Genomic DNA, 17,016 nt, shown 5'->3' on the forward strand with positions numbered 1-17,016 from the left:
CGTCTGCTGGGTAGAGGGGTAACAGCTTGACATGACTGGTGCAATAGCTCTATTTTGAGGCGTCTTAATGGCGCCTTTTTCTATTGGGGGGGACGGTTATCTGAAAGGTGTTGATAGAATGTGGGCAGAGGTGAGAATGGCAAAGATCGAAGCAGTTTTGGAGCTGAAGCAGTGGGGAAACAACCAGTGGCGCTGGATTGGATCGATGATTTGAAGAAGAATTAGAATTGGCCATTTTTCATGTTCACGGACTAAATGTCCCTTTTGGGTGGATCAACAGTTCACGCGCGCGCGTGAACTGGCCAATAATATGTTGAACAAAAATAGGAGTAACACAATATGAAGAAGATATTGTTAATGGTGGTATTTTTTTTATTATGTTCTGGCTGTGGAACAATATTCTCAAGAACTGAACCACGTGATTATTTTTATAGGGAAGGTATATATCCAGCCACAAAAATGGATTTAGATTTTATTAAGCTTACTAATACTGCTCTTTATCCTTTTTCATTATTATTAGTGGTTGATTTACCAGTTTCGCTTGTATTTGACACACTACTACTCCCGCTTGACTACAATAGGGGCAAATAATGTTATTAGCTGGGGATTTAGCGTATGAACTGCACCTGTGCGGGGAATCCGGGATCTGCAAACAACGGATCAAACTCGGGGTGATCGGACGTGAGCAACACGGCATCTTCATGCTCTGCAAGGGGAAAAATAGAAGGGTCAACTCTCCATTTTCCATTATTGAGATGCAAGACAGAAAGTGAAGCTGCCAACCAGGAAGCAGGACCGCCCCTTGATGAAACCGGGCCGGTCAGCTCCCGCGCCGTTTAACAAATATCAATTCTATTAGACCCATTGCAGTACCGCTCCGATTTTTATGCTGGCATTAATGACGGCATAAATGATATAAAAAAATCTTGAAGCAATATATAAAATACCAAATAAAACAGCGCAATACATTGTAGTGTAAGGCGGTGTTAATGACGGAATTAGAGGCGCGAGAGTTGGGGTTATACACAAGAATCAGCGAGATGGAACCGATGATGGCGGAGAATGGCGAGTTAGAAGATCTTGCTGCACGCATCCTCGCCAAGTCGGCTGCCCTTGGAGCGCAACTACCTGAGGTTACGCAGGCCTCTATGCGAGAGTTTCTACGAATTATCAACAGCTACTACAGTAACATGATTGAAGGCAACTCCACGCATCCAATAGATATTGAACGAGCTACTCGAAAGGACTACTCGTCCGATCCAGCCAAACGTAATAGGCAAATCGAAAGCATTGCGCATATCGACTGTCAGCGCCGGATTGAAGAGCAACTGACCATTGAGCCGGACATAGAAATAACTTCAAAAAATTTTTTGTGCTGGATTCATAAGATTTTTTACGACCAGCTTCCCGATGAACTTCGATGGGTTAAAAATGAAGAAACTGGTGAACGATTGGAGGTGATTGGAGGTGAACTTCGGGAAGCCGACGTGCGCGTCGGGACTCATGTGGGCCCAGCCAGTTGCTGCCTCCAGGCATTTATTGATCGATTTCATCAAAGGTACCGTATGCGGTCGCACGGTGTTTACCCCATAATAACCGTGGCGGCGTCGCACCACCGCCTGATGTGGATACACCCATTTCTGGATGGTAACGGCCGCGTCGCTCGGCTCTATACAGACGCAGCGTTTCGAAAAATATTACCGGGGTACGGCATTTGGAATGTCAGTCGCGGTCTCGCTCGTAACCGCGACCGATACTATAGTGCCTTGTCCCATGCGGATGCACCGCGCAAGGGGGATCTTGATGGCCGGGGAAACCTCTCTCTTCAGGGGCTAGAAATGTTTTGTCGATTTTTCCTCGAAGCCTGTATAGATCAGATTGAGTATATGAGTGGTGTTTTAAAACTCGATGGTCTACTTGAGCGTATCAAGGGGTACGTGACGTTGCGGACGCTAAATCTTGCAGTTACTCCAACAGGGATAGCTGCAAGCAAAATGAGGCCGGAGGCATCTCATCTGCTACAGGAGGCTTTACTTCGTGGAGAAGTCCCACGTGGGGATGTCAGCAGGATTACAGGTCTGGGCGATCGCGTTGCTCGCAGCCTGGTATCTTCACTATTGCAGGAAAAGCTATTAATCTCTCCAATGCCGCAGGGTGGGCTCAGGTTAGGCTTCCCAATGCATGCGGTAGAATATTATTTCCCAGGCCTCTACCCTCCTACAAACAGCGATTCAGTATAGTACATCGATCAAATGAGCAACATTCTGCAAATTGCAATGCAATGAATGCCCAGCACCGGCGTAGACGCTGTCGCGGCAAACTGCGCCGCGCTGGTCAAGCCGAGCGCCGTGTGCGCCCGGCCCAATCCGCAGTATCCCAATCCGACTAGTACCATAAAGAGCAGCACCATTGACCGCTCCCCCAGCCAGCTCCGAGGGTTGCTGTGAAAAATGGGATGATAATGTTGGGTAATCGCGGTATAATATAAAAGTGTTATTGAATATGTTAAGCATAACTGATTATATCGCCTGGATGTCAGTAAATTACGGTTAAACCCTGTTTTGCTGATGCGGAATAGGTTTTAGGCGAGAGGCAAAGATATTATGGCGCATGCATTTGAACTACGGAAGTTCCTTGCCCCGGAATTTATTTTCGGAGTTGGCTCAAGGCACCTTGCCGGGCAGTATGCGAGGAACCTTGGCGGGCGGAAGGTGCTGGTGGTGTCCGATCCTGGGGTGGTTGCTGCCGGGTGGACCGGAGATGTCACTGCCAGCCTGGAGGAGGCAGGGGTACCGTTTGCCCTGTTTACAGGGGTGACGCCGAACCCCAAGGTCGATGAAGTCATGGCCGGGGTGGCGTTTTTCCAGGAGGAACGGTGCAATGCCCTGATTGCCGTTGGCGGCGGCAGTGCTATAGATTGCGCCAAGGGGATCGGCATTGTCAGCTCGAACCATCGCCACATCCGCGAGTTTGAGGGTGTGGATCTGGTGCGGGCGGCGATGCCACCGCTGATCTGCGTGCCGACCACCGGCGGGACATCGGCCGATGTCTCCCAGTTCGCCATCATCAGCAGCCCGCAGGAACGGATCAAGTTTGCGATAATCAGTAAGTCGGTGGTGCCGGACCTGGCATTGATCGATCCCGAAACCCTGACCTCCATGGACCCCTACCTGGCGGCATGCACCGGCCTGGATGCCATGACCCACGCCATCGAGGCCTACGTCTCGACAGCCCGGTCCACCATGACCGATCTGCACGCCTTGGAAGCAATCCGACTCCTCTCCGCCAGCCTGCTCCCCTCGATTAACGCTCCGCATGATCTCGACCTGCATACCAAGGTGATGCAGGGGAGCCTGCAGGCAGGGCTGGCCTTTTCCAATGCCATCCTCGGCGCCAATCACGCCATGGCCCACAGCCTGGGTGGCGCGCTGGACATCGCCCATGGCGAATGCAACGCAATCCTGCTCGACCATGTGATTGAGTTCAATTTCTCCGCAGTGCCTGAGCGCTTCGATCTTATTGCCGAGGCCATGGGGCTTGATTTGCGTGGCCTGGTGCCAGGAGAACGGAAGCGCGCCCTGTTGCAGCACGTGCGCGGGCTGAAGGCCTCGGCCGGCATTGTCCGGACCCTGCAGGGACTCGGCGTCGGGCGCGACGATGTCATCTTCTTCAGCGACCATGCGCTGAAGGACCCGTGCATGGCGACCAATCCTCGCCGAGCGTCGCGCCGGGACATTGAGGTTGTCTATGAAGAATCGCTCTGATGCCGAGGCCGAGCAGGATGCTCTGCAGCAGAAGCTGGCCGGACTCGGCGAATATTCCCTCCGCAAGACCTACTACCCTGAACTGCAGCAGCGCCTTGACCAGCTTGAACGGTTCAAGGCGTTTATTGATCACAGCAACGATATTATCTTCCTGATTGAAGTCCCCTCTGCCCTGATCGTTGATGTCAACGACTCCGCCAGCAGGCAAATGAGATGGTCCCGCGACGAACTGCTGAACAATTCCATTTTTGCCTTTTCCGATCTGGCTGCTTCTGCGGTTGCAGTGGCGCTTATCTGCCGTTCTCAGGAAGGTGACGGCACGCAGGCGTTGGCCGTGGCCGAGCTGTTCACCAAGGAGCAGGGGAAAATCCCGGTCGAGCTGACCTTGAGCCGGATGCGGTTTGACGACGGCACCTATGTGATCGCCGCTGCCCGTGACATTTCCGTACGGCGCAAGGCCGAAGCGGCGCTGCGCGCCAGTGAGCGGTTTCTCAGCAATATCGTTGACAATATCCCGGCCATTGTTTTTGCCAAAGATGCCAAGGACCTGCGCTATGTCGCCTTCAACAAGGCGGCTGAGGAGTTGCTTGGATATGCGCGGGAAGATCTGCTGGGGCGCACCGATTTCGACATCTTCCCTAGCGAGCAGGCAGCAGCCTTTGTCGCGCAGGATCGCCAGGTTCTGGCCAAGGGCGAGCTTGTCGAAATCCAGGAGGAAACAGCCAAGACCAGCCGCGGCGACGACCTGATCCTGCGCACCAAGAAGATACCGCTGTTCGACGATTCCGGGGTGGCTCAGTATCTGCTGGGGATAGCCGAGGACATTACCGAGCGAAAACGGCTGGAAGAGCAGTTGCTGCAATCCCAGAAAATGGAAGCGATCGGCCGGCTTGCCGGAGGGATTGCCCATGATTTCAACAATATCCTGATGGTGATCATGGGGTATGCCGATGTGCTGAAGCGGGGCGACGGGTTGTCCGGGCCGCAACTGGAAAATGTGCGCAAGATTGCCAGCGCATCGGAGAAGGCGGCCCAGTTGACCGGCAACCTGCTTACCTTCAGCCGCAAGCAGGTGATGAAGACCCGGATCGCCAATGTTAAAGAGATTGTGCTGCATATCGAGGAGTTTGTCGGCAGGATCATCGGCGAGGATATTCAGCTCAGGACACTCTTTAGCCCGGACGATCTGCTGGTTGACGTTGACAGTGGCCAGATCGAACAGGTGTTGCTCAATCTGGCCACCAATGCCCGCGACGCCATGCCGAAAGGGGGCGTCCTCACCATCGAGACCGGGGTCCAGGAGTTGGATGCGTCACAGCTGCACGCTGTTGAAGGGCTTGCTCCGGGGCGTTACGCCTGCATTGCCATATCTGACACTGGCATGGGGATGGATGAAAAGACCCGGCAAAAGATCTTCGAGCCGTTTTTTACCACCAAGGAGCCGGGGAAGGGGACCGGCCTCGGCATGGCGATCGTTTACGGGATCCTCAAGCAGCACAAGGGGCTAATAAACGTCTACAGCGAGCCGGGGATTGGTACTACTTTCAGGATTTACCTGCCGCTGGTGACTCTCGCCGAGGTTAACGAGTTGCCGGAGTCGAGCCCGATCCGGCCGAGCGGCGGCACCGAAACCATCCTGGTGGCCGAAGACGAAGCCGATGTAAGGTCTCTGGTCGAGGAGATTCTTGTAGGTCACGGTTATCGGGTGATTACGGCGATCAATGGCCTGGATGCGGTGGAGAAGTATGCTGCGCACCGGGATGACGTCAAGCTGGTTCTGATGGATATGATCATGCCGCGGATGAGCGGCAAGGATGCCTGCGAGAGGATCAAGCAGCAGGACCCGGAGGCCAGGGTACTCTTCATCAGCGGTTATACCATGGATTTTGTCCGCCAATGCGATCTGCTGGATGAGCGGACTGACCTGGTCATGAAGCCGGTGCAGCCTTGGGATCTTCTGCGCCGTGTGCGGGAGATGCTGGACAGCTGACCTCTGCCTTAGCTGCTCACCGCGCCATCATCTCTGCTGGCTGGTCCTTGCTGCAATCGGCCGATACGCCAGGCTCAGCCCGCTCGCCGTCCCTGAGGCGGTAGTAGTCATCAGGGGTGTTGATATTGCGGAACGAACCGAACTCCGGGTCTAAGCAGCCCACCTCGGCAGCAGGCACGATCCGAACGGGAAAGCGATCGAACAGGCGCACGATCCGGCGGACCCCTGCTGCAAGGGCCTCATCCATGGCCGGCAGGGCCGTCTTACCATAGAACGCATGCAACGGTTCCGTGCCGCTATCACTTTCCGGCACCAGAGCGGCATAGTTTCCCCTGACTGCGGCGAGCCCGCGAATCAGGCCGCTGTTCAGGTACGGCATGTCACAGGCAGTGACGAAAATGTGTGGGTTGCTACTGTGGTGAAGTCCGGCGTGGATGCCGGCCAAAGCTCCCTTGCCCACATGGAGGTCTGTGACCTTGCGGCAGGGGAGAAAGGCGTAGAGTTCGGGGTTGTTGGTGACGACAATGACCTCGTCGAACAGCTCCGCATGTTGCCGGTAGATCGCTTCGATGAACTGCCCTCCCTTGTATGGCAGGAGCGCCTTGTTGCTTCCCATGCGGCGCGACTCTCCTCCGGCGAGAATAACGCCGGTAATGCCCGGAATCCTGCCCGTTGCCGTAACCTGTTCCGAAAGCTCCTGCGTCAAGTGCAGCCGTTCCGGATGACTATAGACAGTGAATTTCCCCCCACGCACATAACCGATCAGGGTAATCCCCGCATCATCGCAGAGCTGAACCGCCTTGTCCGTGGGAGAGGTCCGCGAAGCAATGAGCGGAATGCCCAGCAGGGCGGCCTTGGCCGCCAGCTCCGTGGAAACCCGGCCTGACGTGACCAACATCCGGCCAGCCAGATCGATCCCCTTCAGCAACGCCTCACCCGCAATCCGGTCCAGGGTGTTATGCCGGCCGATATCCTCCGCATACAGGATTAGCTCCTTGCCATCGCCAATGGCAGCCGAGTGAATACCGCCATGGGTCCGGTAGCGGTCGGCCTCCCTGGCCAGTCGGTCCATGAGATCGAAGAGAGCGGCAGGGGTAAAGCTCCCGCCGGAAACGGCAGCGAGCCGCTCCGGCAGCGAGAAGGTAATGCCGGTCCCGCACCCTGAGGTGAGGACCGGCTTCAGCCGTTCGGGGAGCTCCCCCTTAATCCTGACATTGGCAATGCCGTAGTCATTACAGACCGACAGCATCTCAAAATCAGCCACCGAGGAGACAAACCCCTGCAACCGGAGAAATCCTGCTACCAGGAACCTGAGGTCGTGAGGAGAGGCAATAAGGGTTGCCAGCTCCCGGCCATTGACCGTGAGCGCCAGGGGAAACTCGTTGACGACCCCTTCCTCGGTTGATGTGAGGCGGCCTTTGCTATAGGTGTAGACGGTTTTCATATAATCCCTATTTTCGCAACATGATTAATTAAGCAACAGTCTCTGATTTCTTGCCATGGCTTCCGCCATCCGGTTCGATGCGGCGAGCGTGGTCAGGTATTGAGTAATCGACCGTCTCGGGGTGATGTTCGAAAATCGGGAAGTACTTGGCCACCAGTACGAAGAAGAGGATATGGGCGGCAATGATCCCGATGGTGACCAGTGACTCAATTATTGATGGGTAGTAGATCAGCTGATCCGGCTGTTCCATGCCGAACATGGAGACATTGAAGCGGTTCAGCACCAGGCCGGCAATCACCAGCGTTGCTCCACGCAACTGCATCCGCTGGTCTTCACGATATTCCCGCTTCATAAACATGAACATCGGTGCAATCACCCCGATGATGATTTCAGCCAGAAACAGTGCCAGCAAACTGGGACGGTCGAAGAGGGGACCGTGGGACAGCAGGGTAGTGGCGGCAAGCTTTACCACCAGATAGACACCCAGCACCCAAGGGAGGATTTTGGTCAATACCTCCAGCAGTTCGGACTCATCTGGTTGGCCCATAAAGCGGTGCACCATGGTTGCTTCCAGGATGATGATCGAAATGCCGGTGAAAATTGCCGACATCCAGAACAGGAGTGGCAGCAGCGGGTTGTACCAGAGGGCATGCAGCTTATCCACGGCAATCAGGAAAAAGGTTCCCAGGGAGGATTGGTGCAGGGTTGAGATGGACGCAGCTCCGATGACCAGCGGCATCTCCAGCCAGCGCAGCACCCGCAGCGGCAGGTGATAGCCGAACTTCTCGCAGACCGGCGACAGGAACTCCAGGAACAGGACCGTGGTATAGGCCATGATGCACATTGAGACCTCGAACATGGGCGAATGAACGTTCCAGTAGACCATGGTGTGCCAGGCGCGCTGGGGTTGCCCCAGGTCCAGCAGTAGCCCGACACTGACCAGCGAATAGCCCAGAAAGCCGGTGACGATGGCCGGTCGCACCAGCGGTTCCAGCTTTTTGATGTGAAAGCAGTGGACGATGGCGCCCAGGGTAAAGGCCCCGGCTGCCAGCGGCACAGCAGTAACGACGTCAAACGATATCCACAAGCCCCAGGGATAGACATCATTCAGGTTGGTGGTTACCCCGAGCCCCAGCACAAAGCGCACTGCAGATGCCAGCACTCCCAGTCCCACCAGGGCGATCATCAACTTGAGGAAATTGTGGTAGCCCTTGATTTCATTGATGATAATTCGTGCCGCTGCGGTCATCGGTCAACCTCCTTGTTCTCCGGCGCAGCTGCGCCGTTAAGCTGGTCCTGTTCGCGTTTGATCCGTTCCTTGCGATGGTTGAACCAGGAAACAAGGGACAATCCACCTCCTACCGTCAGGAAGATCCCTGGAACCAGGCGCAGCGCCTGCCAGGTATAGGAGGGAAGGGAGCGCTTGGTGACCGGCTTGAAGCCCAGTTCATCCAGCGGTTGCTGGGTCAGGTAGAGAATGCTGGTGCCGCCTGCCTCGTCTTTGCCATATATTGCGTTGTAGTAGCGCTCCGGTCGATTCTTCAGGCGCTTCCCGGCCTCTTTGAGCATCTCGGCGCGACTGCCGTAGGAAATGGCAGTCGGGCAGGCCGTGGCACAGGCCGGCTGCAGCCCTTCCTTGACGCGGCTGTAGCAACCGGTGCATTTGCGCACCAGGGGAAAGGCCTTGCTCCATTCGTACTTGGGAACGCCAAAGGGGCAGGCAATCATGCAGAAACGGCAGCCGATGCAGCGCTTGGCGTCGTAGATTACCGGTCCTTCGGCAGTTTTCTTGAAGGCACCTACCGGACAGACTGAGGCACAGGCCGGTTCGTTGCAGTGCATGCACATCTCTTTGTAAAAGGCGAACTCGTTCTGACCGTTCTTCTGATAGTCCTTGAACTTGACGCGGGTAAAGGTGTACTCCGACATCAGTGGCGGGTTCTGGTACCCCTCGCCGCTGAAGAACTTGGTGTCTTCGGCCTTAAGCTGATTCCACTGCTTACAAGCCACCTGACAGCCACGGCAGCCGGTGCACTTGGTGGTATCAATCAGGAATGCCTTTGTTTTGTCGAAATTTGCGGTTGAGGAACTCATGCCTTTTTACCCCCTTTTTCAAGATTACAGAGAAACGCCTTGAACTCGGGGATGCTGGTGTTAGCGCAACCGACCGCCGGGGTCAGCATATTGGCGCTGTCACCTGTAGACAGTCCGGCGTAGCCGAAATGCCAGGGCATGCCGATCTGCTCGATCTGCTTGCCTCCCACAGTAAACGGCCTGAGACGTGAGGTAACCAGGGCCATGGCCTCGATTGAGCCTCGTTCGGTGGTAACCTTGACGGTGTCACCTTTTTTTATGCCCTTCTGTTTGGCCAGGGTTTCACTGATCTCCACAAACATATCCGGCACCAGTTCGTTCAACCAGGTGAGACTGCGGGTCATGCCGCCGGTTTGCCAGTGTTCGGTCATGCGGTAGGTGGTGCCGATAAAGGGAAACTTGGCCAAGTCGCTGGAGACATTGGTGGGTATCTTGACACTCGGGTTGTTTTGCACCTTGGACATCAGGTTGCGGGCCGGACTCTCCACCGGCTCGTAATGTTCGGGGAACGGACCATCTTTCAAGTCCAGGGCATACAGCCGGGCATGCCCTTCGGGCAGCATGATGAAGGGATACTTGCCTTCCTTGTCGTCTTTCATGGGGGGCCAGGGGCCGTCAGGCACATCGCCCTTCCATTTCTTTTCAAGCCCATCCCAGGCAATAACCGGGCGCTTGGGATTGAACGGCTCGCCTGCCGGGTTTACTGAGGCGCGGTTGTAGATGATGCGGCGGTTTACCGGCCAGCACCAGGCCCATTTCGGGAACATTCCCAGGTTGCCCGGATCACTGTCGTCACGGCGCGCCATCAGATTGCCGTCCTTGGTATAGGAACCGCTGTAGATCCAGCAGCCACCGGTTGTGGAGCCATCGGCCATCAGGTACTTGAACCCCGGCACCGGATCCCCGGCCTTGAACTCAAGGGTTTTATCCTTTTCCTTTACGGTCACGTCTTTGGTAAAGTAGCCATTGATCTCCTTGGCCACCAGATGCACCTCCGGCTCATGTCCGGTGCCATAGTTCCAGGCCATTTTGGTGATCGGCTCCGGGAAAACGCCCTTATCTTTGGTGTAGAGGTTACGCACCCTCTTGAAAAACTGGTCGATGATCCAGAGATCGCTCATGGACTGTCCCACCGGCTCCACCGCCTTATAGCGCCATTGCGCCCAGCGGCCGGAGTTGGAGATGGACCCTTCCTTCTCCACTGACGAAGCTGCCGGCAGCATGAATACTTCGGTCTGGATCTCCTTGGGGTTGGTGCCGGGGCGTTTCCAGAAGATAGAGGTCTCGGTTTCCCACAGGTCCACCGTCACCAGCCACTTGAGCTTGCCCAGCGCTGTCCGGGCATGGCCGGAATCGGGACCGCCGACGGCCGGGTTCATCCCCATGCAGACCAGTCCTTCCAGTTCACCCTTGCCCATCTTTTCAATGATTTTGTTGTACGCATAGCTTCCCATGCGTTTGGGCAGGTAGGAGTAGCAGAAGTCGTTTTCTGCTGTGGCATTGTCGCCATACCAGGACTTGAGCAGGCTGGTGACATACTTGGGTGTGTTCCCCCACCAGTTGGCGCTCTTGGAGTCCTTGGTCTTGGGGGTCCATTTCTCCACGTAGCTCTTGAGATCTACGTTGTCGAACTCCGGTGATTTGAGATAACCGGGGAGCAGATGAAACAGCAGGCCGTAGTCAGTGGATCCCTGCACATTGGATTCACCGCGCAAGGCGTTGACTCCGCCGCCGGCAATGCCGATATTGCCCAGCAGCATCTGCAGCATGGCCACGGCGCGGACATTCTGAGTGCCGTGAGTCGATTGGGTAATGCCCATGGCGTAGAGGATCGTGCCTGCCTTGTCAGGACGGCCGGTGGCGCAGAAATTCTGGGCAACCTTGAGATAGTCTTCCTTTTTGGTGCCGGTGATAGAGCAGACCATATCTACCGTGTAACGCGAGTAGTGTTTCTTGAGGAGCTGGTAGACACTGCGCGGGTTTTTCATGGTCAGGTCGCGGCGGGGATTGCCGTCTGGACTGACTTCGTAAGCCCATGATTTCAGGTCATACATCTTTTCCTGATCATCGAAAGAGCAGAACAGGCCGTCCTGGAAATCGTATTTTTCTCCGACGAGGAAGGTGGCGTTGGTATATTCGCGCACGTACTCCTCATGGATCAGGTTGTTCTGCAGGGCATAATTGATCATGCCGCCCAGAAAGGCGATGTCGGTACCGGGGCGGACCTGGGCGTAGATGTCTGCTTTGGAAGCGCTGCGGGTGTAGCGGGGATCAACGACAATCAGCTTGCCGCCGTTGTCCATGGCTTCTTCGATCCACTTGAAAGAGATCGGGTGATTCTCGGCCGGGTTGCAGCCGATGATAAAAATGCTGTCGCTGTTCTTCAGGTCAATCCAGTGATTCGTCATTGCCCCACGTCCAAATGAAGCCGCCAGACCGGCGACTGTAGAGGAGTGTCATAATCGGGCTTGATGTTCCAGCTGGCCTACTCCCATGGCGCGGGCAAATTTTGACCAGAGGTAGCATTCCTCATTATCCAGGCCGGCGCCGCCGAAAAAGGCCATGCCGTCAGTACGGTTGACGACGTATTCCTTGTTGTCCTTCTTATTCATTTCGCTGGACTTGAAGGATTTGTCGCGAGTCTCTTTCATGCGCAGGGCGATGCGGTCCAGGGCCCAGTCCCAGCTCTTTTCCTCGAACTTGTCAGATCCCGGCGCCCGGTACATGACCTTTTGCAGGCGGCGCTCATTGACCGCCACCTGAAACAGCGAACTCCCCTTGGAACAGAGCGCACCCTGGTTGATGGGGTGTTTGGGGTCGCCCTCGATGTTGATGACCTTGCCGTTTTTGGTGTGCACCAACAGGCCGCAGCCTACCGCGCAAAACGGACAGATGGTGGTGGATGCCTTAATCCCCTTGATTCGCGTTTCCGGCGCATCGGCATTGGCTTCCCCCGGGGTGCCGGACAGGGCGACACCGGCGCCGGCCAACCCCACTCCTTGCAGAAACTGCCTGCGTGAAATTGCCATGGTATTCTCCTTTGTAAAGTAAAAGGCATGTAACTTGCCTATCATTAATTCCGGGCGTATACAGCAACTGGCATGCCACGGACGGATAGATAGATTTTCGGAAGTTGTTATTGTTTAACTAGTTGGAATTGTTGTGAAGGTGGGCAGAAGGATGTTTGTGGTTAAACATTAAAATTTCCAGGCATTGTTTACAAACAGCAAATGCTGTAACATTTTGGCTGCATTGTTATTGCTTGCTAATGAATTTACCCGTGACTAGAGGCGGAGATCAATGACAGCACGAATCCTGATCTGTGACGACGAGGTTGAAATACTGAGCTATCTGCGCAAGATCCTGGTGGCCAAAGGGGTGGCGGTGGAGTCTTTCACCTCGGGCATGGCGCTGCTCAATCACCTGGAGAACAGCGCCGCCGAGACTGCCGACCTGATCCTGCTGGACATCAAGATGCCGGACATTGACGGCATCCGGGTGCTGGAACGGATCAGGGCTCTGGAGATGGAGATCCCGGTGCTGATCATGACCGCCTATGCCTGCATCGGTTCTGCCATCGAAGCAATCAGGCTGGGTGCCTACGATTACGTTACCAAGCCGTTTCCCAAGGAGAAGGTGCTCGGGGTGCTGGAAAACATCATCGAGCGGAAGCTGCTTCGGCAGGAGAACCAGGCCCTGAAGGAGGAATTGAAGAAACCGACGGCCCTGAAAAAGATCGTCTTTACCAGTTCCCGTTTTCGCGAGGTCCATGATTTGGCGCGGCAGGTCGCGGCCAGCGAAGCCAATATCCTGATTCTCGGCGAATCTGGTACTGGCAAGGAGCTGGTGGCCGGCCTCATTCATGGCAACAGTCGGCGGAGCGCGGGCAGCTTTCTCTCGCTCAATTGCGCCGCTCTCACCGATACCTTGCTGGAAAGCCAGCTTTTCGGTCATGTGCGCGGTGCCTTCACAGGTGCGGTCACTCATCAGAAAGGGCTGCTGGAAGAGGCCGACGGCGGGACCCTTTTTCTGGACGAGATCGGCGACATGAGCCTTCAGCTCCAGGCAAAACTGCTGCGGGTCCTCCAGGAGCGCGACTTTATCCCGGTGGGCGATACCCGGCTCAGAAACGTCGATGTCCGCTTTGTTGCCGCCACCAACAAGGACCTGCTCAGGGAGGTCAAACTGGGGCGCTTTCGCGAAGACCTGTTCTACCGGCTTAACGTCATCCCTATTACGCTGCCGCCCTTGCGGGAACGGAAAGAGGATATCGAGCCGCTTGCCAGGCATTTTGTCGCCAGGTTTTCCCTCCACATGAAAAAGGAGGTCAGCGACGTGAGCCGGGACGCCATCCGCAAACTCATCGACTATTCCTGGCCCGGCAATATCAGGGAGCTGGAGAATGTCATCGAACGGGCCATGATCCTGGCGCAGGGAACGGTTATCACCGCCGATCTGCTCCCCCTGCTGAGTAGCGAGCCATCAGCGGATTCTCAAGCGCCAGGGCGTATGGTTTCGCTGGCAACGGTTGAGAAGGACCATATCCAGTACGTGTTGAAAAAGTCCGGCTATCACAAAAGCCGGGCCGCCGGTGTCCTTGGCATTGCCCGGCGGACCCTTGATCGGAAGATCGAGGAGTATGGCCTGGTGGACAGCGTCTATGCCGAAGGCGATGTGTGCTGATGCGACGCTATTCCATCCGAACCAAGCTGACCGTCGGCGCTCTTACCCCTTTTTTCGTGGCGCTCATTGTCTGCTCTCTCACCGGACTGTACATCATCGATTCCAGGATCGCCCACCAGGCTCAGGAAAAGGTCAGGACTGACCTCAATTCGGCCCGCGAAGCCTACCAGAACGAGCTGGCACGTATCGACGAACTGGTACAGCTTACGGGCAGTCTTCCATACTCCGCCGCTGCCGTTGCCTCAGGCGATCCGAAGGCCATACAGACCTTGTTGCTGCCTTTGCAGAAACGGCAGAAACTGGATTTCCTGACTGTAGTCGATCGGAACGGCCGGGTCCTCTATCGTGCGCATAATCCGGCGCATGCCGGAGACGACATTCGCTCCAGACGCTCCGTGGCACTGGCGCTTCAGGGCCAGGCGGTCAGGGGAACTGAGCTTTTTACGTCGGAAGAGCTGATGGGCGAACAGCAGGAACTTGCAAGCCGGGCCACCATAGAGGCGGTGGCAACGCCCCGGGCCAGGCCGTCGCCCATGACAGTGGAGCACTCTGGCATGTTGCTGGTCGCCGCCGCACCGGTACTGGACGCGAATGGTGTTGTTGTGGGGGCGCTGACCGGCGGGGTGCTGCTGAACCGGAACAACGCCCTGGTGGACAAGATCAAGGACACCGTCTACGAAGGAGTGAAATTCAATAACAAGGATGTGGGGACTGCCACGATCTTTCTCGGCGATCTTCGTATCGCCACCAATGTCATGACGCCGGACAACCGGCGGGCTATCGGCACCAGGCTCTCGGAAGAAGTCTACAAGCGGGTGATTGTGGAAAAGGCAAAGTGGGTGGGCAAGGCCTTTGTCGTTACCGATTGGTATCTCACCGCCTACGAGCCGATCCTGGATCTTGGTGGCGAGCCGGTCGGCTCTCTGTACGTGGGGATGCTGGAAAAACCGTATGCGGAACTGAAAAAAGAGGTGAATCTTATTTTTGGTGCTGTCGTGCTGATCTGTACTCTCGCCGGTCTGGCCATCTCCGGCTTCATCGGCAGGCAGCTTTCTCGGCCGGTCAAGGACCTGGAGCAGTTGGCCAGACGGGTGGCGGCCGGCGAGCGTGATCTGCAGATCGAGGTCCGGACCGCCGATGAACTGGAAGACCTGGCCGATGAATTCAACCAGATGACCAGGGCGCTGGATCAGCGGGAAACAGAGGTGCGGGACCTCAACCGCAGCCTCGAGCAAAAGGTCCATGAGCGAACGGCCCAGCTGGAGGAGCAGAGCCGGCTATTGCTGCAGACCCAGACCGACCTTGCCCGCGCCGCCAAGCTGGCTGACCTGGGGGTCATGGCTGCCGGAGTGGCCCACGAGATCAATACTCCGTTGGCCATTATCCGCGGCAATACGGAAGTTCTGGAGATGGGGATTCCGCCGGAACACCCGAACCGGGAAGAGATCGATATCATCAGCCGCCAGACCGAGCGTATGGCCAAGATAGTCGGCAATCTTCTCACCTTTGCCCGCGAGAAAAAATTGCGGCAGGGATCGGTCGCCATTCATGCCCTGCTCGATGACATTGTTGCCCAGATCGGTTTTAAGTCCCCCATGTCCGGCATCACGGTGACCAGGAACTATGACCCGGAACTGGTGACTGTTCCGGGTGACGGCGACCAGCTCAGGCAGGTCTTCAGCAACCTGATCCTTAACGCCGTGCAGTCCATGCCCTCTGGCGGGGTTCTGACCCTGACGACCAGCCGTTCGCCGGGAGGGGATATCTGCATGGTGGATGTGGCTGACACCGGTTGCGGTATCTCCGGAGAAGATCAGGACAAGATCTTTTCCCCATTTTTCACTACCAAGGAAAGTGGCAGCGGTCTCGGTCTTTCGGTATCTTACGGCATTGTAAAGGATCATGGCGGCGAGATCTGCGTTAATAGCGCCGAAGGCGAAGGAGCCGTGTTCCGGGTCTCTCTCTCGATAGCGCCGCAGGGAAAGGATAGCGCCGCACAGGAGTGACGGCAGGCATCGGATAATCAATGCTTATCTGGCGAGTGCTGCTTGCTGGGCCTTCATAGGTTATGAGCAAGGGCGCTCAATGCTGAAGTGCGCGTCTCTGTTCGGCAAAATAGCGCGCTACCACCTGGGTATGCATGGTAAACCCCAGTTCGATCGGTCCCGTTATCACCGCCACCTCCGCAGTTTCCTCCGAGTAAAACGGCTGCACTGCCGCTGCTGGTTGCGGTGCGGCAATCCCGAAGATCACCAGCGTATCGTCCAGCCCATTGCAGACCTCATATAGTCTTATCTTGTCCGGAGCCACCTCAATCCCTGTCTCTTCCCGCAGTTCACGTCGTGCCCCCTCCTGCCAGGTTTCGCCGCAGTCCAGATACCCTCCGGGGAGGGTCAAGGTTCCTTTCTGCGGCTCAATATTCCTTCTGATGACCACGATTCCTGCCGGTACCGGCACCACTACCACTACCACCGGTATCGGGTTCCGGTAGCTCGAGTTGCTGCAGTTTGAGCAGTGGCGCGGCCATGGCAACTCAGAAGGGAATGGTGCCCCGCACCAGGAACAGTGGGAATACGGTTCAAACATAAGATCTCCAATCAATGCTTATTCGCGCGCTGTTACTGCAATTGTAGATGCAGCTTTCGTTCCCTTGCCGTAGCTGTATGCAAAATCGCAGAACATAGGTTTAAAGCTGTGTGGCAAAATTACCCGTTGGGGAAAATATCCCCAATTTGCTTGCTGTGAGGAGGTTGGCGGTTTTGGGAATATGTCCAAAAACGCCACACCTGAATGGATGTGCTGTTTGCGGGCTGTTGCCAAGGCAATGTAATTAAACGATAAATCGCTGTTTTATAATTTGGCACTTGGGTTGCAAAATAGAGCAACAAACAGTGCGTGTGAAGATGCACAAAAAACGAAAAGGAGAAGATCAATGGAAACTGAAAACAATGTAACTGAAACCTGCACTGAGGAGCCACGCATTCTGGAAGAAATCCAGGTTGAAGAGCTCGCCATCGACGGCATCTGCGGGGTCTACTGAG

General features: G+C 55.8%; 15 protein-coding genes. 10 read left to right on the plus strand and 5 right to left on the minus strand.

Translation table 11 applies throughout. The features are described 5' to 3' along the window. Positions 1–67: 67 nt before the first annotated feature. From KI809_RS12400 to KI809_RS12430, 7 genes are all read left to right on the plus strand, one after another. On the plus strand, positions 68–214 hold the full coding sequence (locus tag KI809_RS12400; RefSeq protein ID WP_214171888.1) for a hypothetical protein: 147 nt from the start codon (positions 68–70) through the stop codon (positions 212–214). Between the two features lie 125 nt (positions 215–339). Then, positions 340–591: a YceK/YidQ family lipoprotein gene (locus KI809_RS12405; RefSeq protein ID WP_214171889.1), complete on the plus strand. Its 252-nt coding sequence runs from the start codon at positions 340–342 to the stop codon at positions 589–591. Continuing rightward, complete coding sequence (locus KI809_RS12410; RefSeq protein WP_214171890.1) at positions 591–773, plus strand: hypothetical protein; 183 nt, start codon at positions 591–593, stop codon at positions 771–773. The genes KI809_RS12405 and KI809_RS12410 overlap by 1 nt, the downstream gene beginning before the upstream one ends. Before the next feature lie 216 nt (positions 774–989). Further along, on the plus strand, positions 990–2,240 hold the full coding sequence (locus KI809_RS12415) for a Fic family protein (protein ID WP_214171891.1): 1,251 nt from the start codon (positions 990–992) through the stop codon (positions 2,238–2,240). Positions 2,241–2,285: 45 nt separating this feature from the next. After that, on the plus strand, positions 2,286–2,447 hold the full coding sequence (locus KI809_RS12420; RefSeq protein WP_214171892.1) for a hypothetical protein: 162 nt from the start codon (positions 2,286–2,288) through the stop codon (positions 2,445–2,447). 156 nt (positions 2,448–2,603) lie between these two features. Further along, positions 2,604–3,764 carry an alcohol dehydrogenase-like regulatory protein ErcA gene (gene ercA / locus KI809_RS12425; RefSeq protein WP_214171893.1) on the plus strand — a complete coding sequence of 387 codons (1,161 nt, stop codon included), beginning with the start codon at positions 2,604–2,606 and terminating at the stop codon, positions 3,762–3,764. After that, the gene (locus KI809_RS12430; protein ID WP_214171894.1) at positions 3,748–5,754 is read left to right on the plus strand and encodes a hybrid sensor histidine kinase/response regulator; all 2,007 of its coding nucleotides are present in this window, start codon (positions 3,748–3,750) and stop codon (positions 5,752–5,754) included. The genes ercA and KI809_RS12430 overlap by 17 nt, the downstream gene beginning before the upstream one ends. Before the next feature lie 16 nt (positions 5,755–5,770). Here the strand turns inward: KI809_RS12430 and fdhD are convergent, their stop codons facing one another. From fdhD to fdnG, 4 genes are read right to left on the minus strand one after another with little or no spacing between them, the layout of a single operon-like run. Beyond that, complete coding sequence (gene fdhD, locus KI809_RS12435; protein WP_214171895.1) at positions 5,771–7,198, minus strand: formate dehydrogenase accessory sulfurtransferase FdhD; 1,428 nt, start codon at positions 7,196–7,198, stop codon at positions 5,771–5,773. 28 nt (positions 7,199–7,226) lie between these two features. Continuing rightward, positions 7,227–8,447, minus strand: a complete 1,221-nt coding sequence (gene nrfD / locus KI809_RS12440; protein WP_214171896.1) for an NrfD/PsrC family molybdoenzyme membrane anchor subunit — start codon at positions 8,445–8,447, stop codon at positions 7,227–7,229. Then, positions 8,444–9,292 carry a 4Fe-4S dicluster domain-containing protein gene (locus KI809_RS12445; RefSeq protein ID WP_214171897.1) on the minus strand — a complete coding sequence of 283 codons (849 nt, stop codon included), beginning with the start codon at positions 9,290–9,292 and terminating at the stop codon, positions 8,444–8,446. The genes nrfD and KI809_RS12445 overlap by 4 nt, the downstream gene beginning before the upstream one ends. Beyond that, entirely contained in the window at positions 9,289–12,321 is a 3,033-nt protein-coding gene (gene fdnG / locus KI809_RS12450) for a formate dehydrogenase-N subunit alpha (RefSeq protein WP_214171898.1), read from the minus strand. Before fdnG ends, KI809_RS12445 begins: the two co-directional genes overlap by 4 nt. Before the next feature lie 271 nt (positions 12,322–12,592). On the opposite strand from fdnG, the gene KI809_RS12455 reads away from it, so the two are divergent. Continuing rightward, entirely contained in the window at positions 12,593–13,975 is a 1,383-nt protein-coding gene (locus KI809_RS12455; protein WP_214171899.1) for a sigma-54-dependent transcriptional regulator, read from the plus strand. Then, a complete protein-coding gene (locus KI809_RS12460) occupies positions 13,975–15,981 on the plus strand; it encodes a cache domain-containing protein (RefSeq protein WP_214171900.1) in 2,007 nt (668 codons plus the stop codon). Before KI809_RS12455 ends, KI809_RS12460 begins: the two co-directional genes overlap by 1 nt. A gap of 76 nt (positions 15,982–16,057) precedes the next feature. Here the strand turns inward: KI809_RS12460 and KI809_RS12465 are convergent, their stop codons facing one another. After that, positions 16,058–16,561, minus strand: coding sequence for an NUDIX domain-containing protein (locus KI809_RS12465; protein WP_214171901.1), 504 nt, complete (start codon positions 16,559–16,561; stop codon positions 16,058–16,060). A gap of 346 nt (positions 16,562–16,907) precedes the next feature. Between KI809_RS12465 and mftA the strand changes: the two genes are divergently transcribed. Beyond that, complete coding sequence (mftA, locus tag KI809_RS12470; RefSeq protein WP_214171902.1) at positions 16,908–17,015, plus strand: variant-type mycofactocin precursor; 108 nt, start codon at positions 16,908–16,910, stop codon at positions 17,013–17,015. Position 17,016: the final 1 nt, after the last annotated feature.

The organism is Geoanaerobacter pelophilus, assembly GCF_018476885.1.
In the GTDB taxonomy this organism is placed as follows: Bacteria; Desulfobacterota; Desulfuromonadia; order Geobacterales; family DSM-12255; genus Geoanaerobacter; species Geoanaerobacter pelophilus.

Coding starts and splice junctions, on each gene's coding strand:
- KI809_RS12420 (WP_214171892.1), top strand. CDS start 2,286: ATGCCCAGCACCGGCGTAGACGCTGTCGCGGCAAACTGCGCCGCGCTG.
- mftA (WP_214171902.1), top strand. CDS start 16,908: ATGGAAACTGAAAACAATGTAACTGAAACCTGCACTGAGGAGCCACGC.
- fdhD (WP_214171895.1), bottom strand. CDS start 7,198: ATGAAAACCGTCTACACCTATAGCAAAGGCCGCCTCACATCAACCGAG.
- KI809_RS12405 (WP_214171889.1), top strand. CDS start 340: ATGAAGAAGATATTGTTAATGGTGGTATTTTTTTTATTATGTTCTGGC.
- KI809_RS12445 (WP_214171897.1), bottom strand. CDS start 9,292: ATGAGTTCCTCAACCGCAAATTTCGACAAAACAAAGGCATTCCTGATT.
- ercA (WP_214171893.1), top strand. CDS start 2,604: ATGGCGCATGCATTTGAACTACGGAAGTTCCTTGCCCCGGAATTTATT.
- KI809_RS12400 (WP_214171888.1), top strand. CDS start 68: ATGGCGCCTTTTTCTATTGGGGGGGACGGTTATCTGAAAGGTGTTGAT.
- KI809_RS12455 (WP_214171899.1), top strand. CDS start 12,593: ATGACAGCACGAATCCTGATCTGTGACGACGAGGTTGAAATACTGAGC.
- KI809_RS12465 (WP_214171901.1), bottom strand. CDS start 16,561: ATGTTTGAACCGTATTCCCACTGTTCCTGGTGCGGGGCACCATTCCCT.
- KI809_RS12415 (WP_214171891.1), top strand. CDS start 990: ATGACGGAATTAGAGGCGCGAGAGTTGGGGTTATACACAAGAATCAGC.
- KI809_RS12430 (WP_214171894.1), top strand. CDS start 3,748: ATGAAGAATCGCTCTGATGCCGAGGCCGAGCAGGATGCTCTGCAGCAG.
- nrfD (WP_214171896.1), bottom strand. CDS start 8,447: ATGACCGCAGCGGCACGAATTATCATCAATGAAATCAAGGGCTACCAC.
- KI809_RS12410 (WP_214171890.1), top strand. CDS start 591: ATGTTATTAGCTGGGGATTTAGCGTATGAACTGCACCTGTGCGGGGAA.
- KI809_RS12460 (WP_214171900.1), top strand. CDS start 13,975: ATGCGACGCTATTCCATCCGAACCAAGCTGACCGTCGGCGCTCTTACC.